Annotated in this window: 17 protein-coding genes; 11 read left to right on the forward strand and 6 right to left on the reverse strand. The window is 62.2% G+C overall.

Annotated elements, in window-relative coordinates:
- Positions 1-39: 39 nt before the first annotated feature.
- The 8 genes from OU993_RS15770 (at position 40) to OU993_RS15805 (ending at position 6,007) form a co-directional block, all read left to right on the forward strand.
- The gene (locus OU993_RS15770) at positions 40-477 is read left to right on the forward strand and encodes a helix-turn-helix domain-containing protein (RefSeq protein WP_268158964.1); all 438 of its coding nucleotides are present in this window, start codon (positions 40-42) and stop codon (positions 475-477) included.
- 6 nt (positions 478-483) lie between these two features.
- On the forward strand, positions 484-2,307 hold the full coding sequence (locus tag OU993_RS15775; RefSeq protein ID WP_268158966.1) for a hypothetical protein: 1,824 nt from the start codon (positions 484-486) through the stop codon (positions 2,305-2,307).
- A gap of 14 nt (positions 2,308-2,321) precedes the next feature.
- Positions 2,322-2,537, forward strand: a complete 216-nt coding sequence (locus tag OU993_RS15780; RefSeq protein WP_268158968.1) for a hypothetical protein — start codon at positions 2,322-2,324, stop codon at positions 2,535-2,537.
- 64 nt (positions 2,538-2,601) lie between these two features.
- Entirely contained in the window at positions 2,602-2,811 is a 210-nt protein-coding gene (locus tag OU993_RS15785) for a hypothetical protein (protein ID WP_268158970.1), read from the forward strand.
- A 7-nt stretch (positions 2,812-2,818) separates the two neighbouring features.
- Positions 2,819-4,000 carry a YcaO-like family protein gene (locus OU993_RS15790; RefSeq protein WP_268158972.1) on the forward strand — a complete coding sequence of 394 codons (1,182 nt, stop codon included), beginning with the start codon at positions 2,819-2,821 and terminating at the stop codon, positions 3,998-4,000.
- The gene (locus OU993_RS15795; RefSeq protein WP_268158973.1) at positions 3,997-4,698 is read left to right on the forward strand and encodes a TfuA-like protein; all 702 of its coding nucleotides are present in this window, start codon (positions 3,997-3,999) and stop codon (positions 4,696-4,698) included. Before OU993_RS15790 ends, OU993_RS15795 begins: the two co-directional genes overlap by 4 nt.
- A gap of 138 nt (positions 4,699-4,836) precedes the next feature.
- Complete coding sequence (locus tag OU993_RS15800; protein ID WP_268158975.1) at positions 4,837-5,052, forward strand: hypothetical protein; 216 nt, start codon at positions 4,837-4,839, stop codon at positions 5,050-5,052.
- Between the two features lie 151 nt (positions 5,053-5,203).
- Positions 5,204-6,007, forward strand: a complete 804-nt coding sequence (locus tag OU993_RS15805) for a potassium channel family protein (RefSeq protein ID WP_442792971.1) — start codon at positions 5,204-5,206, stop codon at positions 6,005-6,007.
- 43 nt (positions 6,008-6,050) lie between these two features.
- On the opposite strand, the gene OU993_RS15810 is transcribed toward OU993_RS15805, so the two are convergent.
- The 4 genes from OU993_RS15810 to OU993_RS15825 all read right to left on the reverse strand — a co-directional run bounded on the left by OU993_RS15810 (position 6,051) and on the right by OU993_RS15825 (position 12,300).
- Positions 6,051-7,484, reverse strand: a complete 1,434-nt coding sequence (locus OU993_RS15810; protein ID WP_268158977.1) for an NAD(P)(+) transhydrogenase (Re/Si-specific) subunit beta — start codon at positions 7,482-7,484, stop codon at positions 6,051-6,053.
- Positions 7,485-7,500: 16 nt separating this feature from the next.
- On the reverse strand, positions 7,501-9,072 hold the full coding sequence (locus OU993_RS15815) for a Re/Si-specific NAD(P)(+) transhydrogenase subunit alpha (RefSeq protein ID WP_268158979.1): 1,572 nt from the start codon (positions 9,070-9,072) through the stop codon (positions 7,501-7,503).
- Positions 9,073-9,301: 229 nt separating this feature from the next.
- On the reverse strand, positions 9,302-10,750 hold the full coding sequence (locus tag OU993_RS15820; RefSeq protein WP_268158981.1) for an aldehyde dehydrogenase: 1,449 nt from the start codon (positions 10,748-10,750) through the stop codon (positions 9,302-9,304).
- Between the two features lie 47 nt (positions 10,751-10,797).
- Complete coding sequence (locus OU993_RS15825; RefSeq protein WP_268158983.1) at positions 10,798-12,300, reverse strand: aldehyde dehydrogenase family protein; 1,503 nt, start codon at positions 12,298-12,300, stop codon at positions 10,798-10,800.
- A 151-nt stretch (positions 12,301-12,451) separates the two neighbouring features.
- Between OU993_RS15825 and OU993_RS15830 the strand changes: the two genes are divergently transcribed.
- Positions 12,452-13,309, forward strand: a complete 858-nt coding sequence (locus OU993_RS15830; protein WP_268158985.1) for a helix-turn-helix transcriptional regulator — start codon at positions 12,452-12,454, stop codon at positions 13,307-13,309.
- Positions 13,310-13,337: 28 nt separating this feature from the next.
- On the opposite strand, the gene OU993_RS15835 is transcribed toward OU993_RS15830, so the two are convergent.
- A complete protein-coding gene (locus OU993_RS15835; RefSeq protein WP_268158987.1) occupies positions 13,338-13,802 on the reverse strand; it encodes an Lrp/AsnC family transcriptional regulator in 465 nt (154 codons plus the stop codon).
- Positions 13,803-13,935: 133 nt separating this feature from the next.
- Here OU993_RS15835 and alr point away from each other — a divergent pair, with 133 nt between their 5' ends.
- Together alr and OU993_RS15845 are read left to right on the forward strand one after the other, a co-directional pair.
- Positions 13,936-15,054, forward strand: a complete 1,119-nt coding sequence (gene alr, locus OU993_RS15840; RefSeq protein ID WP_268158989.1) for an alanine racemase — start codon at positions 13,936-13,938, stop codon at positions 15,052-15,054.
- A 30-nt stretch (positions 15,055-15,084) separates the two neighbouring features.
- Positions 15,085-16,338 (forward strand): D-amino acid dehydrogenase, encoded by a 1,254-nt coding sequence (locus OU993_RS15845; RefSeq protein WP_268158991.1) that lies wholly within the window; start codon positions 15,085-15,087, stop codon positions 16,336-16,338.
- A 16-nt stretch (positions 16,339-16,354) separates the two neighbouring features.
- Here OU993_RS15845 and bglB read toward each other — a convergent pair whose 3' ends face one another.
- Positions 16,355-17,443 (reverse strand): beta-galactosidase BglB, encoded by a 1,089-nt coding sequence (gene bglB / locus OU993_RS15850; RefSeq protein ID WP_268158993.1) that lies wholly within the window; start codon positions 17,441-17,443, stop codon positions 16,355-16,357.
- Positions 17,444-17,463 lie beyond the last annotated feature (20 nt).

A 17,463-nucleotide genomic window follows, 5' to 3' on the forward strand; every position in this document is an offset into this window, starting at 1 on the left:
AAATTTGGAGCAAGTTCTATCCTAGATTTGGTACTTGGAGTGGCAAGATTGAAAAAGTCCCCTAACGCGATCGACGTTCATGTTGGTTCACGCATCCGTCTGCGGCGCACGATGCTCGGCATGAGCCAGGAGAAGCTTGGCGAAAGCCTCGGCATCACCTTTCAGCAGGTGCAGAAGTACGAAAAGGGCGCGAACCGCGTCGGCGCGAGCCGTCTGCAGCACATCGCCGAAGTGTTGAACGTTCCGATCCCGTTCTTCTTCGAGGGTGTTCCGGGCGCAACGACCGCAACGCCGGAGCTGACGGGTGATGCCGCCAGCGAATTCATGGGTTCGCGTGAATGTGTGGCGCTCGCCACCGCATTCGCCTCCATCGAGGACAAGCGCGTTCGCCAGAGCATCCTCAGCCTCGTGCAGTCGCTGGCATCCGACCAGGGCGTTTCGCGCGAAAGCAAGGGCAGCCTCCACATCGCACACTGAGGCCGCATGACCTATACGCTCACCACCTTGGGCACTTGCCAGCTGACTGACCGGCAGGGCAAGGTGGTGCGCGCGCCGCTGATCAGCCTGCATCTGCTCGCTTATCTGCATGAGAGCGCACAACCGCTTTCCCGCCGGGATATCGCCCGCCTGTTCTGGCCGGCCCACCCGGAGGCTGCAAACACCAATTTGCGTTCGACACTGTTGCGCCTCGCCAAGGCAACGCCGGAATCGCCTGCGCCGCTGATCCTGGCAGAGGGTGCCACACTGCGCCTCAACCGCGAGCTTGTCGCCTGCGATCTGGACGCTGGCCGTGTGGGCGAGCCGCTTGCCCGGCTGAAAGCGACCGCAGACGCGGTCGCCCGGCAGTTCCTGCCGGCGGAAGCGCAGGGCACGATGCCGTTTGCCGCCTGGGTGCGCCGCATGCGCGACCAGCTGACAGCGGACCTGCGCGAGCTGCTGTTTGCCGTTGCCCGGTCCGAACGTTCCGCCGAGGCGCGCAGCGACCTTCATCGCGCAGTCGTTCTGCTGCTGGAGCATGATCCGCATGACGAGGAGGTGCGCCGGCACCTGGCGCCGGCCAGTGTGCCGGCTGAACCGGCCCTTATTCCGGCTATGCACTCTCTGACCACTGTGCAAACCTCGACCGGGATCGTTGCGGCTGGCATGCCGCAACAGCCCGCCATCACACCGCCGCGCGTCGCGCTTCTGCCGCCGGAAACGCACGGGGCTGCGATGAAAGCTGGCTCCGTTGCCAATGCGCTGATCGAGGATCTGACGATCGATCTTTGCGCCAGCCGCTCGGTTTCGGTCGTCGCACCCTACACATCGGAACAGATCCGTGCCTCGAAGGACAAGGCGGGGCTTCTGGAGCGCCACAAGGTAATCTACGCGCTCGACACCAAGCGCCGCGACGACATGCTCTTCGTGCAGCTGATCTTCATGCCGACCGATGAGGTTCTCTGGGCCAGCCGTTTTCCGCTCGATCCGCAATCGGTCAACGCGCAGCGCAGCCACATGGCGGAGGCGATCAAGGGCGCCGTTTCGCAGCTGGTGCAGAGCCATGCCCAACATGCCGAGCATTTCACCGCAAGGCCGGAGGCTTATTTCGCTTATCTGCGCGGTATCCAGTGCCTCACCGACCTCACCCTGCCGTCCGTCCGCAAGGCACGCCGGCATTTTCGCGAGGCGCTCGACCAGGAACGCAATTTCGGCATGGCGCTCGCCGGCATTTCGCGAACATTGAGTATGGAATGGATCCTGACCGCGCGCGGTGACGCCGAATTGCTGCGGCAGGCGGAAGTTCTTGCGCTGAGAGCGATGGCAGAGAATGAACAACTCGCCGACGCCTACAAAGAGCTGGGCGTCAGCCGGTTGTATCTCGGCAAGATCGATGAAAGCGTCGATGCATTGAGAAGCGCGGAGACACTGTCGCCGCATTATGCCGACGTCCTTTACAGCCATTCGGACAGTCTGGTGCATGCCGGAAATCCGCAGGCAGCGCTAGATAAGATCCTCTATGCAATGGATCTCAACCCGGCGCTGCCGGATGCGTACCTCTGGACTGCGGCCGGTGCTTCGTTTTTTCTGCATTCCTATGAAGACGCGATCGGCTATATTCAACGTATGCGCGATTCGAGCGCAGCAGATCGCCTCGCGGCGGCTTGTTGGGGAATGTTAGGCGACGTTGCACGCGCACGCAGATGTCGCAATCGCGTGTTAAAAGATAACCCGGGATTTGATCTGGAGCGCTGGCTGCAGGTAATTCCTAACAAAAATAAATGGCAAGCTGAACTTTACCGAGATGGCCTCATGCGGGCTGGTTTTTAACACGGAGCAAAAGTATGTCGAAAGTTGTAGTGATTGGCGTAAGTGGCGAAGAAGCGCTTTGGGTAGTAGATATTGCAAGCGGCACTGTAACTTCGCTAGAAGTCACTGAGGGGTCCGACTTTGCGGCTGCTAATTCTTTGAGAAAGCAGGGTGCGACAATAGTGAAGAATGTCGACCTTGCAGTTGGTGTTGACTCTATGGAGACACTCGCTACCGGACATTACGAATAATAACAAGCAGGTAGAGTCCCAACGTCCTCGGTTACTTTTTACTAAACCAAAAGGGGAAATCACCATGTCACGCATTATAGTCATTGGCATTCCCGGTGAAGACGGCCTCTGGATGGCCGATCTCGACGCCGGTACGGTTACTCCGGTCGACGCTTCCCTCTGCGAGGAACTGGCGCTGACAACGAACGAAAACGCGCCGGTCATCCGCGGCGTCAAGATGGCCGTTGCCATCAGTGACGGATCCGACATGGCAGGCGGTTTCCTGGAACGCTGAGCCCGCTGTGGCCATTGCTTCCTATCGCCTATGCTCTGCGGGCGAGACCCTTCAGCGGGTCTCGCCCTTTCTCTTGCGTCTCGGCATCACGCGGCTCTCCAGCCAGACCGGGCTCGATAAAATCGGCATTCCCGTCTGGTGCGCCTTCGCACCCAATGCGCGGGCCATTGTGATTGCCCAGGGCAAGGGGCTGACCGACGAGGCAGCCAAGACCTCGGCGGCGATGGAGGCCATCGAACGGTCGGTGGCAACCAACCCCACCTGCACGGTCATCACGGCCAACCTCGACGAACTGGCAAAACGCGGTGTGCGTTTCGACACGCTGCAGTCCCTTCTCGCTTTGAAGAAACAGCCGCTGAGCGGAAGTGAAGACATCGAATGGGTCGAGGGCCGCGATCTTTCGACCGGCGAACCCGTCTTGCTGCCTTTCGAGGCGGTGCATCTCGACCGCACTAAGGACGACCGGCGCTACTGGCAGTCGTCCGACGGGCTGGCTTCCGGCAATACCCGCGACGAAGCCCTGTTTCACGGACTGATGGAGCGGGTGGAGCGCGACGCACTGACGCTTTGGCAGATCGCCGCACCTGCCCGCCGTTTTGCCCGGCGTCTCGACCCGGCGGGTATCGAAGAACCCGAACTGTGCGACATGCTGGAGCGGATTGAACGGGCGGATCTCGAGATCGCGCTGTTCGATATCACCAGCGATCTCGGCCTTTCCTGTATTGCCGCGATACTCGCGCCAAGACATCGCCCTGCCTTTCCGCCGCTGCGGCATGTGGAGGTGACGCTCGGCTGCGGTGCGGCCCTTCAGCCGGAACTCGCCGCCTCCCGGGCAATCAGCGAGGCAGTGCAGTCGCGCATGACCTTTATCGGCGGCGCGCGCGACGACCTTCTGCCGGAGTTGTTCGAAAAACCCGCCGCGGGCGACACCCTGCAGGCTTTTGCGGCTAAAACCCATGTCGCGCTGTCGGACCTGCCGCGCCATGCGGCAAGCACGGCGACGGAGGGCCTCGAACGTCTGGTTCGACACCTGACGCAGAAATCGATTACCCGCCTTTATGCCGTCGATCTCGCACCGGAGTGGTTGCCCGCCGCGGTTGCCAAGGTCATCGTGCCGCAGTTGGAAAATCCCGATGGCGACCGCCGCCAGCGGTTCGGCATGCGGGCCCTGTCGAAAGCGCTCTCATGAAGGTGTTGTTTGTCGGCCCCAGCCTGCCGGATGCTGCCCGCCACGTCAGCCCGGAGATCTCCCTTCGCCCCCCTGCCCGCCAGGGCGACTTCATGCGCGCACTGGATGAGGGAGCAACCGCGATCGGACTGATCGATGGCCTGTTCGAAAACGTGGCCCCCATCTGGCACAAGGAGATCCTGTTTGCGCTGTCGCGCGGCATCCCGGTTTTTGGCGCAGCCAGCATGGGGGCACTGCGCGCCGCCGAATGTGCACCCTTCGGCATGATCGGCATCGGCGAGATCTTCGCAGAGTATGCGGACGGTCGCCGGGTCGATGATGCGGATGTGGCGCTGCTGCACGGCCCGGCAGAGATGAACTATCCAGCCGTCACCGTACCCATGGTCAATGTCGAAGCGACGCTTGCTCGGGCCGTGGCGCTTTCGCTGGTAAGCCAGGCTGCAGCCGACGAACTTGCCGCCTGCGCCCGCACCCTCTTCTACAAGGAACGAACCTGGCGAAGCATCGTGACAACCGCTGGCTTTGATTTCGGCGAGGTCTCACCGGTCTTGAAGGCCGCCGCCGTTGATCAGAAACGGTTGGATGCATTGGCTCTCGTCAAGGCGCTGACCGAGGTGCAGCATCAGGACTTTCGCGAGAAAGACTGGAAATTCAACGCCACACCACTGTGGCGGACGCTTTATGGAGTATATTCGTAAACTTTGATGGAGCCCTCCTGCCGTTACGTCATCTTTTGCGTGTGCAACGCCTTTGCAACGCGCATGCAACGCAGGTCTGTGCAATTGTTTGCATCACAAGAGTGCGGGGGCAACAGAATGAAGCGGCGGGAACTTGACGTGCAGACACAGGACAGACGCGAGGAATATCTCGCGCTGATCAACATGCTTGGTTATGCGCAGGGCATTGCTCGTTCCTTGGGCGCGACATCGGCCGCCGGCCATGTGGATTCGGCACGGCAGACACTTGTGGCTGCATTGCAGACGGAATTTCCGAGCAATCTTTCTGATGACGGAGTGAAGCGGCTTGCTGCCGCGACGGTCGGTCATTGCTGAGACTTTTCATCACGTAACATGAAATCCACCGCCACTGGCGCGTGAACGGGAGTGGGCTCAGGGGTCGAGCCCGCTCCCGTTTTAGTTCGTGACCGCTTATCCTACGGGCGCCCGGCTTGAAGCCGGTGACGGCGCCGCTAAGTTCAGCATCATGGATAGCCCCAAAACCGCCCCTTCCCCCCTGATCGACACACCCTGGAGCCGGATGCGCCAGACCTTGCAACGGATCGAGCGCGGCAGGGACGGCTGGGCACTGCGCTGGCAGGCGATCTTTGCCGGCATTGATCTGGCAATCCTCGCCTTCTTCCTCGTCGGCCCCTACCTGCGCAATGGCCCGAGTTATCTCATCATCGACTACGCGATTGCCGGCTGGATCGGCATCGAGCTTTTCGCCCGAGCCCTGTCTGCCCAATCCTGGAAGCGTTTTTTGCTGCGGTCGATGACCTGGATCGACCTCGTCATCCTCGTCACCCTGCTGTTTCCCGACGTGCTGTTCAACTTCGCCTTCCTGCGCGCCATGCGCATCTGGGCAATCGGCAACAGTCCATTGGTGCACGAGGGGCTGCGCCGGGCTGGCTGGCGCGCCTATCAGGACGTTGTGCGCGCCTGTCTGAACTTTGCCGTCTTCCTGTTTCTCGTCACCGGCTTTGTCTACACCGCCTTCTTTTATCGGCAGGAGCCGGGAGAAGGTTTCGTCGATGCGCTCTATTTCACCGTCGCGACCATCACCACAACCGGTTTCGGCGACATCACGCTGCCCGGCACGCTCGGCAAGCTCACCTCGGTGGTGACGATGATCATCGGGATTTCCTTGTTCGTCCGGTTGGCGCAGGCCGTGTTCCGGCCCTACAAGGTCTATTTCCCCTGCCCGCAATGCGGTCTTCAGCGCCATGATGCCGATGCCGTGCATTGCAAGGCCTGCGGCGTGCTTCTCAACATTCCGAACGACGGATGAGACGGCAGGACACACGACGGCGTGTGCGCCCTGCCGTGTCACATCACTTGATCATCGGCAGAAGTTCGCTGACCGATTTCTTCGCGTCGCCATAGAACATGCGGGTGTTGTCCTTGTAGAACAGCGGGTTCTCGATGCCGGAATAACCGGTACCCTGGCCACGCTTCGACACGATCACCAGTTTGGCCTTCCACACTTCCAGAACCGGCATGCCAGCGATCGGTGAATTCGGGTCCTCCTGCGCCGCCGGATTGACGATATCGTTCGAACCGATGACGATGACGACGTCCGTGTTCGGGAAGTCTTCGTTGATCTCGTCCATTTCCAGCACGATGTCGTAAGGCACCTTGGCTTCGGCAAGCAGCACGTTCATGTGGCCAGGCAGGCGGCCTGCGACCGGATGGATGGCAAAACGCACCTCCTTGCCGGCGGCGCGAAGCTTGCGCGTCAGTTCCGAAACGGCCTGCTGCGCCTGGGCCACCGCCATGCCGTAACCCGGCACGATGATCACACTGTCGGCTTCATTCAGCGCGGTCGCGACGCTGTCGGCATCGATCGCCACCTGTTCACCCGCGATCTCCATCTGCGGACCCGTCGTGCCGCCAAAACCGCCGAGAATGACGGAGATGAAGGAGCGGTTCATCGCCTTGCACATGATGTAGGACAGGATTGCCCCCGATGAGCCGACGAGCGCGCCGACCACGATCAAGAGATCGTTCGACAGCGAAAAGCCGATTGCCGCTGCCGCCCAGCCGGAATAGCTGTTCAGCATGGACACGACCACCGGCATGTCTGCGCCGCCGATGCCCATGATCAGGTGATAACCGATGAAGAAGGCAACGAGCGTCATCAGGATCAGCGCCCAGATGCCGGCGCCGTTGACGTAAAGCACCAGGAGCAACAGGGACAGAAGGGCCGCGGTGGCATTCAGCGCATGGCCGCCGGGCAGCTTCTTCGCCTTGCCATCCACCTTGCCGGCGAGCTTGCCGAAGGCGATGACCGAACCGGTGAAGGTGACGGCGCCGATGAAGACACCGAGGAAGACCTCGACCTTCAGGATAACCTGTTCGACCGGGCTCTTGTGCGCCAGGATCGCGGCAAAACCCTCGAGCGTTGCACGCGTCGCCTCGTCCATGGCGAGAACGCGTCCGAGTTCGATATGGGCGTTGAAGCCGATGAAGACAGCCGCAAGACCGACCAGCGAGTGCATGGCGGCAACCAGCTGCGGCATCTCGGTCATCTGCACGCGCTTGGCGACGACCCAGCCGATTGCGCCGCCGCCGGCAATCAGCACCAGCGACAGGAACCAGTTGCCGGCGCCGGGACCATACAGCGTCGCGAGCACGGCCAGCGCCATGCCGACAATGCCGTACCAGACGGCGCGCTTGGCGCTTTCCTGGCCGGACAGTCCGCCGAGCGAGAGGATGAAAAGAACTGCCGCAACGACGTAGGCGGCCGTGGTGAAACCGTAATCCATGATCTATCCCCCGCCGTCAGGACTTCTGGAACATGGCGAGCATGCGCCGTGTCACCATGAAGCCGCCGAAAATGTTGATGCCGGCCATGAAGACCGAGAGTGCGCCGAGCAGGATCACGAGGATGCTGCTGGAGCCCACCTGCATCAGGGCACCCAGGATGATGATCGAGGAGATGGCATTGGTGACGGCCATCAGCGGCGTGTGCAGCGAATGCGACACGTTCCAGATGACCTGGAAACCGACGAAACAGGAGAGCACAAAGACAATGAAATGGCTCATGAAGCTCGCCGGTGCATAAAGCCCCGCAAGCAGGATGAGCGCGCCACCGACGGCCAGCATCGTCACCTGGCTCTTCGTCTGCGCCTTGAAGGCGGCGGCTTCCGCCGCACGCTTTTCTTCCGGCGAAAGCTCCTTCACCTTCTCTTTGGGTTTCGCGGCCGCAATCGCCTGGATTTTGGGCGGTGGCGGCGGATAGGTGATCTCGCCATCCCGCGCGACGGTCGCCCCGCGGATGACGTCGTCATCCATGTTGTGAACGATCACGCCGTCCTTCGCCGGCGTCAGGTCCGTCATCATGTGGCGGATGTTCGTGGCGTAGAGCGTCGAGGCCTGGGTTGCCATGCGGCTCGGGAAATCGGTGTAGCCGATGACGGTCACGCCGTTGTCGGAGACGATCTTTTGGTCGGCGACAGTCAGGTCGCAGTTGCCGCCGCGTTCGGCCGCGAGATCGATGACCACCGAACCCGGCTTCATCGCGGCGACCATGTCCGCCAGCCAGAGTTTTGGCGCGTCCCGTCCGGGGATCAGCGCCGTGGTAATGACGATGTCGATGTCGGGTGCCAACTCCCGGAATTTTGCCAGTTGCTTTTCCCGGAACTCGGGTGAGGACGGGGCGGCATAACCGCCGGTCGCCGCGCCATCCTGGCTTGCTTCGAACTCCAGGAAGACGAACTCCGCCCCCATGCTTTCGATCTGCTCGGCGACTTCCGGGCGCACGTCGAAGGCGTAGGTGATGGCGCCGAGCGAAACGCTGGTGCCGATCGCGGCAAGACCGGCGACGCCGGCGCCGATCACCAGCACCTTTGCCGGCGGGATCTTGCCTGCCGCGGTCACCTGGCCGGTGAAAAAGCGGCCGAAATTGTTGCCGGCCTCGATCACCGCGCGATAGCCGGCGATATTGGCCATCGAGGACAATGCATCCATCTTCTGGGCACGCGAAATACGCGGCACCATGTCCATGGCGATGACGGTCGCGCCCTTCGTCTTCGCCTGCTCCAGCAGGTCCTTGTTCTGTGCCGGATAGAAGAAGGAGATCAGCGTCTTGCCGGGGGTCAGCAGATCCACCTCGGATGGCTCCGGCGGACGCACCTTGGCGATCACATCGGCCATACGGAACAGCGAGGCTGGATCGTCGACCACCGTCACGCCCGCCTTGGTATAAGCCTCGTCGGAAAAACCCGCCGCTTTGCCGGCGCCGGCCTCAACCAGGCATTCATGTCCCAGCTTCTGCAATTGCAATGCGCTGTCCGGCGTCAAGGCCACGCGCGCCTCGCCGGCATAAGTCTCTTTCGGTGAACCGATCTTCATTCCTCTACCCCACAAGAACAGTCATTGTTCCAGAGATTTCCGGCTGCCAGCCGACCGCGCCTTGCGCTTTGCCAGCTTGCACATTCCGGACTCCATCCCGCATTCGAATTAACACCCACACGGCAAAGCCGCCACACCACAATCGGGGAATCCGGTACGCCGATACACCTGCGGCGGAACGATGGGTTCCGCCGCAGGCATCATGCTCATTCTGCCGTCTGGCGTCCGCTCAGAACGGGTAATGCTGATGCGGGTCTTCGATGGTGATCCAGCGCAGGTCGGTGAACTCGGCAATCGCTGCCTTGCCACCGAAGCGGCCGTAACCGGAACCCTTGACGCCGCCGAACGGCATCTGCGCCTCATCGGCGACCGTCGGGCCGTTGATGTGGCAAATGCCGGATTCCAGGCGGGAAGCCAGATCCATGGCGCGCTTCACGTCGCGGCTGTAGATCGATGCCGAGAGACCATATTCGGTATCGTTGGCAATCTTCAGCGCCTCTTCTTCATCCTTCACACGGATGACCGGCTTGACCGGACCGAAGCTTTCTTCATCAAAGGAGCGCATGCCTTCCTTGACATGATCGAGCAGGGTCGCGGAGACGACGCTGCCTTCCACCTTGCCGCCGGCCGCAAGCGTTGCGCCCTTGGCAAGCGCGTCATCGATGAAGGCCTGCATCTTGTGTGCGGCTTCCGGGTTGACGAGAGAACCGAGCACCACATGACCACGCGGATCGCCGGCCGGCAGGGAGTTGGCGCGGGCAGACAGCTTCGCGACGAATTCGTCAGCCACCTTCTCATGGACGATCAGGCGCTCGGTCGACATGCAGATCTGGCCCATGTTCATGTAGCAACCGAAGACTGCGGCATTCACGGCGGCATCGATATCGGCGTCCTCCAGGACGATCAGCGGTGCCTTGCCGCCAAGCTCGAGCAGAGCCGGCTTCAGGTGACGGCCGGACAGTTCGCCGATGATGCGGCCGACCTTCGTCGATCCGGTGAAGTTCACGCGGCGCACTTCCGGTGCGGCAATCAGGGCTTCGACGACGACTGCCGCATCTTCCGGCGCATTGGTGAGGACGTTGATGACGCCATCCGGCAGACCAGCCTCGACGAGAACCTCGCCGATCAGCACGTGCATGGCCGGGCAGGCTTCCGATGCCTTCAGGATGGCGGTGTTGCCGCAGGCAATCGCCATGGCGATGGCACGCGTACCGAGAATGATCGGCGCATTCCAGGGTGCAATGCCGAGGCAGACGCCGGCGGCCTGGCGGATGCCCATGGCGATCGTGCCCGGCTTGTTGGACGGGATGACCTCACCCTGGATCTGGGTGGTCATCGAGGCGGCTTCGCGCAGGATGCCGGCGGCCAGCATGGTGTTGAAGCCCGCCCAAGGGGCAGTGCCGCCGGTTTCGGCGATCATCAGCTCTGAAAACTGGCCGGCCTTCGTTTCCATCACATCGGCTGCCTTCAGAAGCAGTGCGCGGCGGGCGCCGGGGCCGGTCTGCGACCAGGCCGGGAAGGCGGCCTGTGCCGCAGCAACGGCGAGTTTCACATCCTCAAGACCGGACGCCGGTGCGCGGGTGGCAACCTTGCCGGTAAACGGATCGACGCGGTCAAAGGTCTTGCCGGACACTGCCCCGACCTTCTTGCCGCCGATGATCTGCTGGATTTCGAACATGGTATCTCCTCTTCTCTGGTTGTTATCGTGAACTGGGATCTGTGTGTTCAGATCCGGTACTGCTGCTTTGTCTGGGCCATCGTGACCCAGCGCTGCTCGGTAAACTCGTCAAGTGCCGAGAGTCCGCCGATGCGGCCATAACCGGAGGCCTTCACGCCGCCGAAGGGCATGGCCGGGTCGTCCGTTACGGTCGCCCCGTTGATGTGCATGATGCCGGTCTCGATGCGCATCGCGACATCGAAGGCGCGGGGGAGGTTTTCGCTGAACACGGCGCCGGACAGGCCGTAGTCGCAGTCATTGGCGATGGTGACCGCCTCATCCGCATCCGCAACGCGAATGACGGCGGCCACCGGGCCAAAAATTTCCTCCCGGTAAAGCCGCATGTCGCGCGTGATGCCGTCGATGATGGTGGCATCCATCAGTGTTCCGAGCACCTTTCCGCCGAGGCAGACGTGCGCCCCTTTGCGGGTGGCGTCATCGACGAGACCCGCGAGACGCCGCCCGGCGCTTTCGGAGATCACCGCGCCAAGCGGCTGGGGCGCAAAGGCCGGATCGCCGGCCTTCAGGGCTCTGGCCCTGTCGATCATCCGCTCGAGCAGGGCATCCGCGACCGCCTCTTCAACGATGATCCGCTCCGTCGACATGCAGATCTGGCCCTGGTTGAAGAAGGCACCGAACACCGCCGCATCCGCCGCGGCATCGAGATCGGCATCGGCAAGCACGACCAACGGCGCTTTGCCGCTCAGTTCCATCAGGCAGCGTTTCATATGCCGGGCGCTGATTTCCGCAATGATGCGCCCGACGCGCGTGGAACCGGTGAAGTTGATACGGCGCACAACCGGGTGCGCGATCAGCGCCTCGACGATGTCGCGCGCGGCCTCGGGCGCGTGGGAGAGGATGTTGAGAACGCCCGGCGGCAGGCCCGCCTCCGACATGATGTCGCCCAGCACCCGCTGCGTCGCCGGGCAGAGTTCCGATGTCTTCAGGATAACGGTGTTGCCCCAGGCAATCGCGAAGGCAAACGAGCGGACGCCCAAGACGATCGGCGCGTTCCAGGGCGCTATCGCCAGGCAGACGCCAGCCGGCTGGCGGACGACAAACGATCCCGTGGGCGACATGTCCTCTGGAAGGCGGGGGGGCGAGACCTCCCCGGCAAGCAGAGCCGCCTGTTCCATGATCCGGCCCGCGAGTTCGACGTTGAAATGGCACCAGTCCAACGTGCCGCCGGTTTCGAGCGACATGATGTGGGCAATCTCGTCGGCCCGCTCCTGAAGGCGTGTCTTCGCCCGGCGCAGGATTGCCGCGCGCGTTTCGGCAGGCGTGACGGACCATTCTGAAAATGCCGCGGCTGCGGCGCAGCCGGCATCGTCCACATCCTCGGCACTCGCGGCTGCCGCGATTGTCACCACCTCGCCGGTGATGGGATTGGTGCGCTGGAAGACGGCACGCGAGCGGGCTGCGACCGATCGTCCGTCGATCAGCAACTCGGCACGAAAGGGTTCGTGCTGCGGAAAGACCCGCGCGGTGAGACGGCTGTTTGCCTCTGCCATTCCTTTTGCCTCCTCCCAAGGCTGTAGACGACACTAACTATTTTGAACGGGAGAGGAATATCATTATATGGTCAATCCTTGACGATTTCTGGTCACGCAACAACGGGAGAAGGCCATGCCTCAAGGGGCGCGACGGCAAGGTGTGAAGCTCATGCATCTGGAACCGGCGCTGCAGCAGCGCACGATGGCGCTAAGTGCGCTTGCGCTGCGTTGGCTGACACACCTCTTTCTGTTGCGGTCCGGCCGGGCGACTTTGTCGATCGATGGCGAGGAACACCGCATCGACGCACCGGCGCTTGCACTGATGCCACCGGCAGAGGGGCGCAGACTGATTCTGGAGGCTGGTGCCCGTGGCAGCCTTCTCAGCGTCGCCGGTGAGCAGCTGTCATCGGCGCTCGGCGACGAACCGGAAACGCCGGCGCTGCGTTCGATGCTTTCTACATTCACCTTGGCACCGGACCTGCCCGCCCCGCTGATTGCGCGGCTGGAAATGCTGATTTCCCTTCTTTCGGATGAGCAGGACGAGGAGCGTCCGGCCGTAGACATGGCGGTCGATGCTTTGCTGCGGCTGGTCTGCCTGTCGTTCTGGCGCGTGGTGGGCAGTTTCGAAACGGGCGGTGGCCCCGGTGGTGACGGACTTTCGGTCCTGCAGCATTTCCGCCAACTGGTGGAAGCGGAGTTCAGGCGCCATCGCCCGATCGCATATTATGCGGATCGACTGGGGATCACGCCGGACCGCCTGCATGCCATCGCGACCCGCCATCTGAAGCGATCGCCGCTGGAGTTGGTCCATGACCGCCTGCTGCAGGAGGCGCTGCAGCGGCTGGAACGCTCCCCCGCCTCGGTGCAGACCATCTCGGACAGCCTGAACTTCAAGGACCCCGCGCATTTCAGTCGCTTCGTCAAACGCAAGACGGGCCATGCGCCAGCACAGTATCGGCAACTCTTCCGGCAGGCGGCGGAAAGACAGGAGGCAAGCCTCTCCTTCCACTATCACGAATGGCCGTAATGGACGTCAACCGCTCCGGAAGCCCCATCTATCGCCGGCGACCGCGCGCCGTCAGCGCATTGCGGATGGAGAAGCTTGAGTGAATGCGGCTGACACCGGGCAATTTCGAGAGGATTTCGGTATGGATCCGCTCGAACTCACGCGGGCTTTCCACCTCGACACGCAGGAAATAGTCCCAGTCACCGGTCATCAGGTAACATTCTCTGATCTCAGGATGTTTGCGCACGGCATCTTCGAAGCGGTTGAGATAGTCCTCCGTCTGCCGGTCAAGCGTGATGTTGATCATCACCGCCAGCGTCGCCCCCTCCTCCGCCGAGCCGATCAGCGCCGTATAACCACGGATGACGCCGGTTTCTTCGAGCATGCGGATACGCCGCAGGCAGGCTGACGCCGACAGGCCGACGGTCTCCGCCATCTTGGCGCTGCTGATGCGCGCATCCAGCCGCAAAAGCCGAATGATGTTTCGGTCGATCGCATCCAGTGAAGCAGACACGCACGTTTCCTTCGTCGAAATGAGAATTTCTTGAGGGATACGAGCACAAACGCATGATAATTGCAAATCATGCTCAATTCGCGCATGATTTTCGTCCTATCCTGATGGCAAAGACAGGCTAGCGGGGTTGGCCATGGACATGCGTTCCACACAGAACTGGGAAAAGGCCGGCGCGCCGGGTTTCGTTTCGATCGATCTCACCGCTTTGCGCCGCAACTATCGACGGATTGCCCGGACGGCTGCTCCCGCAGGGGCCGCCGCCGTCGTCAAGGCCAATGCCTACGGGCTCGGCGCCGAGCGTGTCGCCCCGGCACTGTATGCCGAGGGCTGCCGGCATTTCTTCGTGGCGCAGTATGCGGAAGCCCTGCCGCTTCGCCCGCTGCTTGGCTCCGACGCCGAAATCTACGTTCTGAACGGCCTGCAGCCTGGCACGGAGGCCGATTGCGCAGCGCTCGGGATCGTCCCGGTGCTGAATTCGCTGGAACAGGTGGGCCGTTGGCGCAGCACGGCAAAGCTATCGGCCAAGGTTCTTCCGGCGCTGCTGCAATTCGACACGGGCATGTCGCGTCTCGGGATGTCGGCGGAAGAGGCAGAGGGGCTTGCGGCGGACCCTGCACTCCTCGATGGCATCGCCATTCGCTATATCATGAGCCATCTCGCCTGCGCCGATGAATCGGAAGATCCGCACAATGCAGCCCAGGCGGAAGAGATGCGCCGTTTTGCGGCGATCTTCCCGGGCGTTCCGGTCTCCTTCGGCAATTCGGCCGGCTCGTTTCTCGGCGAAGCGTTTCGCGGGGCGCTGGTGCGCCCCGGCATCGCGCTTTACGGCGGTCGGCCGACCGATCTTCTCGACCGGCCGATGGAGCCGGTCGTTCGCATCGAGGGCGCCGTCATCCAGACCCGGACGGTGCCGGCCGGAACATCGGTCGGCTATTCTGCCACCTATGTCGCGCCGCAGGAGCGCCGGCTTGCCACAGTGGCGCTCGGTTATGCCGACGGCATCCTGCGGGCGCTGAGCAATCGCGGCGCCTTCTTCCACGGCAACGTACGGCTGCCGATCGTCGGACGCGTGTCGATGGACAGCACCATCATCGATATCAGCGATCTGCCGGAAGGAACGTTGAAGCTCGGCTCGACGGTCGAGTTTCTCGGGCCACATCAATCCCTGGAAGAGGTGGCAGAACTTGCCGGCACGATTTCCTGGGAAGTGCTGACCAGCATCGGCCAGCGTTACCACCGCACCTATCTCTGACGACAGAACAAGAAGACGGGGAAGACCATCATGAAGATCACCATTCTGGGCGCGGGCGTCATCGGCGTCACATCCGCCTATTATCTCGCCAAGGCCGGTCACGAGGTCACTGTCCTCGACCGCCAGCCGGGTCCTGCGCTGGAGACAAGCTTTGCCAATGCAGGCGAAGTTTCCTTCGGCTATTGCTCGCCCTGGGCGGCGCCGGGCATTCCGCAAAAGGCGTTGAAGTGGATCTTCATGGAGCATGCGCCGCTGATCCTGCGGCCCAAGCTCGATGGCCCCATGTTGTCCTGGATGCTCAAGATGCTGATGAATTGCACCTCGGAGCGCTATGCCATCAACAAGAGCCGCATGCTGCGGCTTGCCGATTACAGCCGCCTGGCGCTTGCCGAAGTGCGCACGGAAACCAATGTGGATTACGACCAGCGCATGCAGGGAACCCTGCAGTTGTTCCGGACGCAAGCCCAGCTCGATGCCTCCGCCAAGGACGTCAAGGCGCTGGCGGCCGATGGCATTCCCTTCGAGGTGCTCGATCCAGAAGGCTGCATCAAAGTCGAGCCGGCGCTCGCCCATGTGCGCCACAAGATCGTCGGCGGGCTTCTGACTCCGAAGGACGAGACCGGCGACTGCTTCAAGTTCACCAATATCCTCGCCGAAAAGGCGACCGGCATGGGTGTGCGTTTCCAGTGGGGCGTCAACATCAAGGGGCTGGACGTTCAGGGCGGCGAGGCGAAGGGCGTCGTGACCGATCGTGGTACGATCGCATCGGATGCAGTGGTGGTGGCGCTCGGCAGTTATTCGCCGCTTCTCGTCAAGCCGCACGGCATCAACCTGCCGGTCTATCCGGTCAAGGGTTATTCGCTGACCATTCCGATCACCAATGCCTCGCGCGCACCGGAATCGACGGTCATGGACGAAACTTACAAGATCGCCATCACCCGGCTCGGCGACCGTATCCGCGTCGGTGGCATGGCGGAAATCTCCGGCTATACCAACGATCTTGGCGAAGCGCGCCGCCGCACGCTCGAACATTCCGTCACCGACCTCTTCCCGGGCGGCGACGTGTCGAAGGCGAATTTCTGGTCGGGCCTTCGCCCGATGACGCCGGACGGCACGCCGGTGATCGGCGCCACGAAGGTGCGCAACCTCTATCTGAACACCGGCCACGGAACGCTCGGCTGGACCATGAGCTGCGGCTCCGCCAAGGTTTTGGCCGACATCGTCAGCGGTCGGAAGGCCGATATCGAGACGAAGGATCTGGCAATCGGCCGTTACGCGGCCTGATCTCCTCCGGAGGGCATCAGCCCTCCAGCCCTTCCTTTTCCGCCATCACCCGGACCAGAAGCAACATCACCAGCGCCTGGCCGTAAGGGGCCGGCACGTTAGGGATCTGCCGGTAGAAATCGAGTGTATGGCCCATCGGCGTGCCGTCCGAGACTTCGAGTACAATCCCGGTATCGTCGATCCGCTGCAGGACGGCGGTGAGCGCCTTGCGCGCGACCGATTTCAGCTCTGGATCCAGCAAACCGAGATCAATGCCGCGCAGGATGCCATACGCAATGCCGGCGGTCGCCGAGGTCTCTTCCGGCGAGTCGGGGTCGCAGACCAGCGTGGTGAACATGCCGTTCTCCCGCTGGTGTTTTGCGAGTGTCGTCACCTGCGCGCGGAGAATGTAGGTCAGATGCCGGCGCAGATGGTCCGGGATCACCTCCACCAGGCTGAAGAGCTCGGGGATCGCCACCGTGATCCAGGAATTGCCGCGGGCCCAGAAGGCATTGGCAAAATTATGCCGGCCGTTGAAGGTCCAGCCGTGGTACCAGAGGCCGGTCACAGGATCGGCGAGGAAACGCTCATGCACCATGAACTGGTAGAACGCCTCCTCGATCCAGTCTTGCCGGCCGAAACGCTGCCCGGCGCGCGCCAGGAACAGGCAGGTCATGAACAGCGTGTCGTCCCAGAGCTCGCCATCGTTCAGGCGCTCCTTCACCACATGCTGAAAACCTTCGTCCTCCGTGCGGGCCAACTTCGTCATCAGCCAGTCGGCCCAGTCCTTCACCAGTTCCTCCCAGTCCGGACGGTCGACATGGTCGATCAGCACGGCAAGTGGCAACATGGGGGATGAGGAATTGACCTGGCGCGGCGGCAGGCCACGGCCGATCTGCCAGTCGTACCAGCGGGCAATCGCTTCGATCAGCGACTTGTCGCCAACCGCTTCCGCATGGCGGATGAGGCCATAGATGCCGACCCCCACTTCCCAGTCCCACTCGTCGAACTGCAGGTCATAGGAGCTGTCGGAGACGGCTGCCGTTTCATTGATGCCCTTCAGGCGGGCAAGTCCCACGGCAACGCGCGACAGGGTCTGGGAAAGAAGATCGGGCTGCATCAGCATGGGCAAAGATCCTGTATTGT

The sequence above is a fragment of the Rhizobium sp. SL86 genome, from assembly GCF_026672545.1.
Lineage (GTDB): Bacteria > Pseudomonadota > Alphaproteobacteria > Rhizobiales > Rhizobiaceae > Neorhizobium.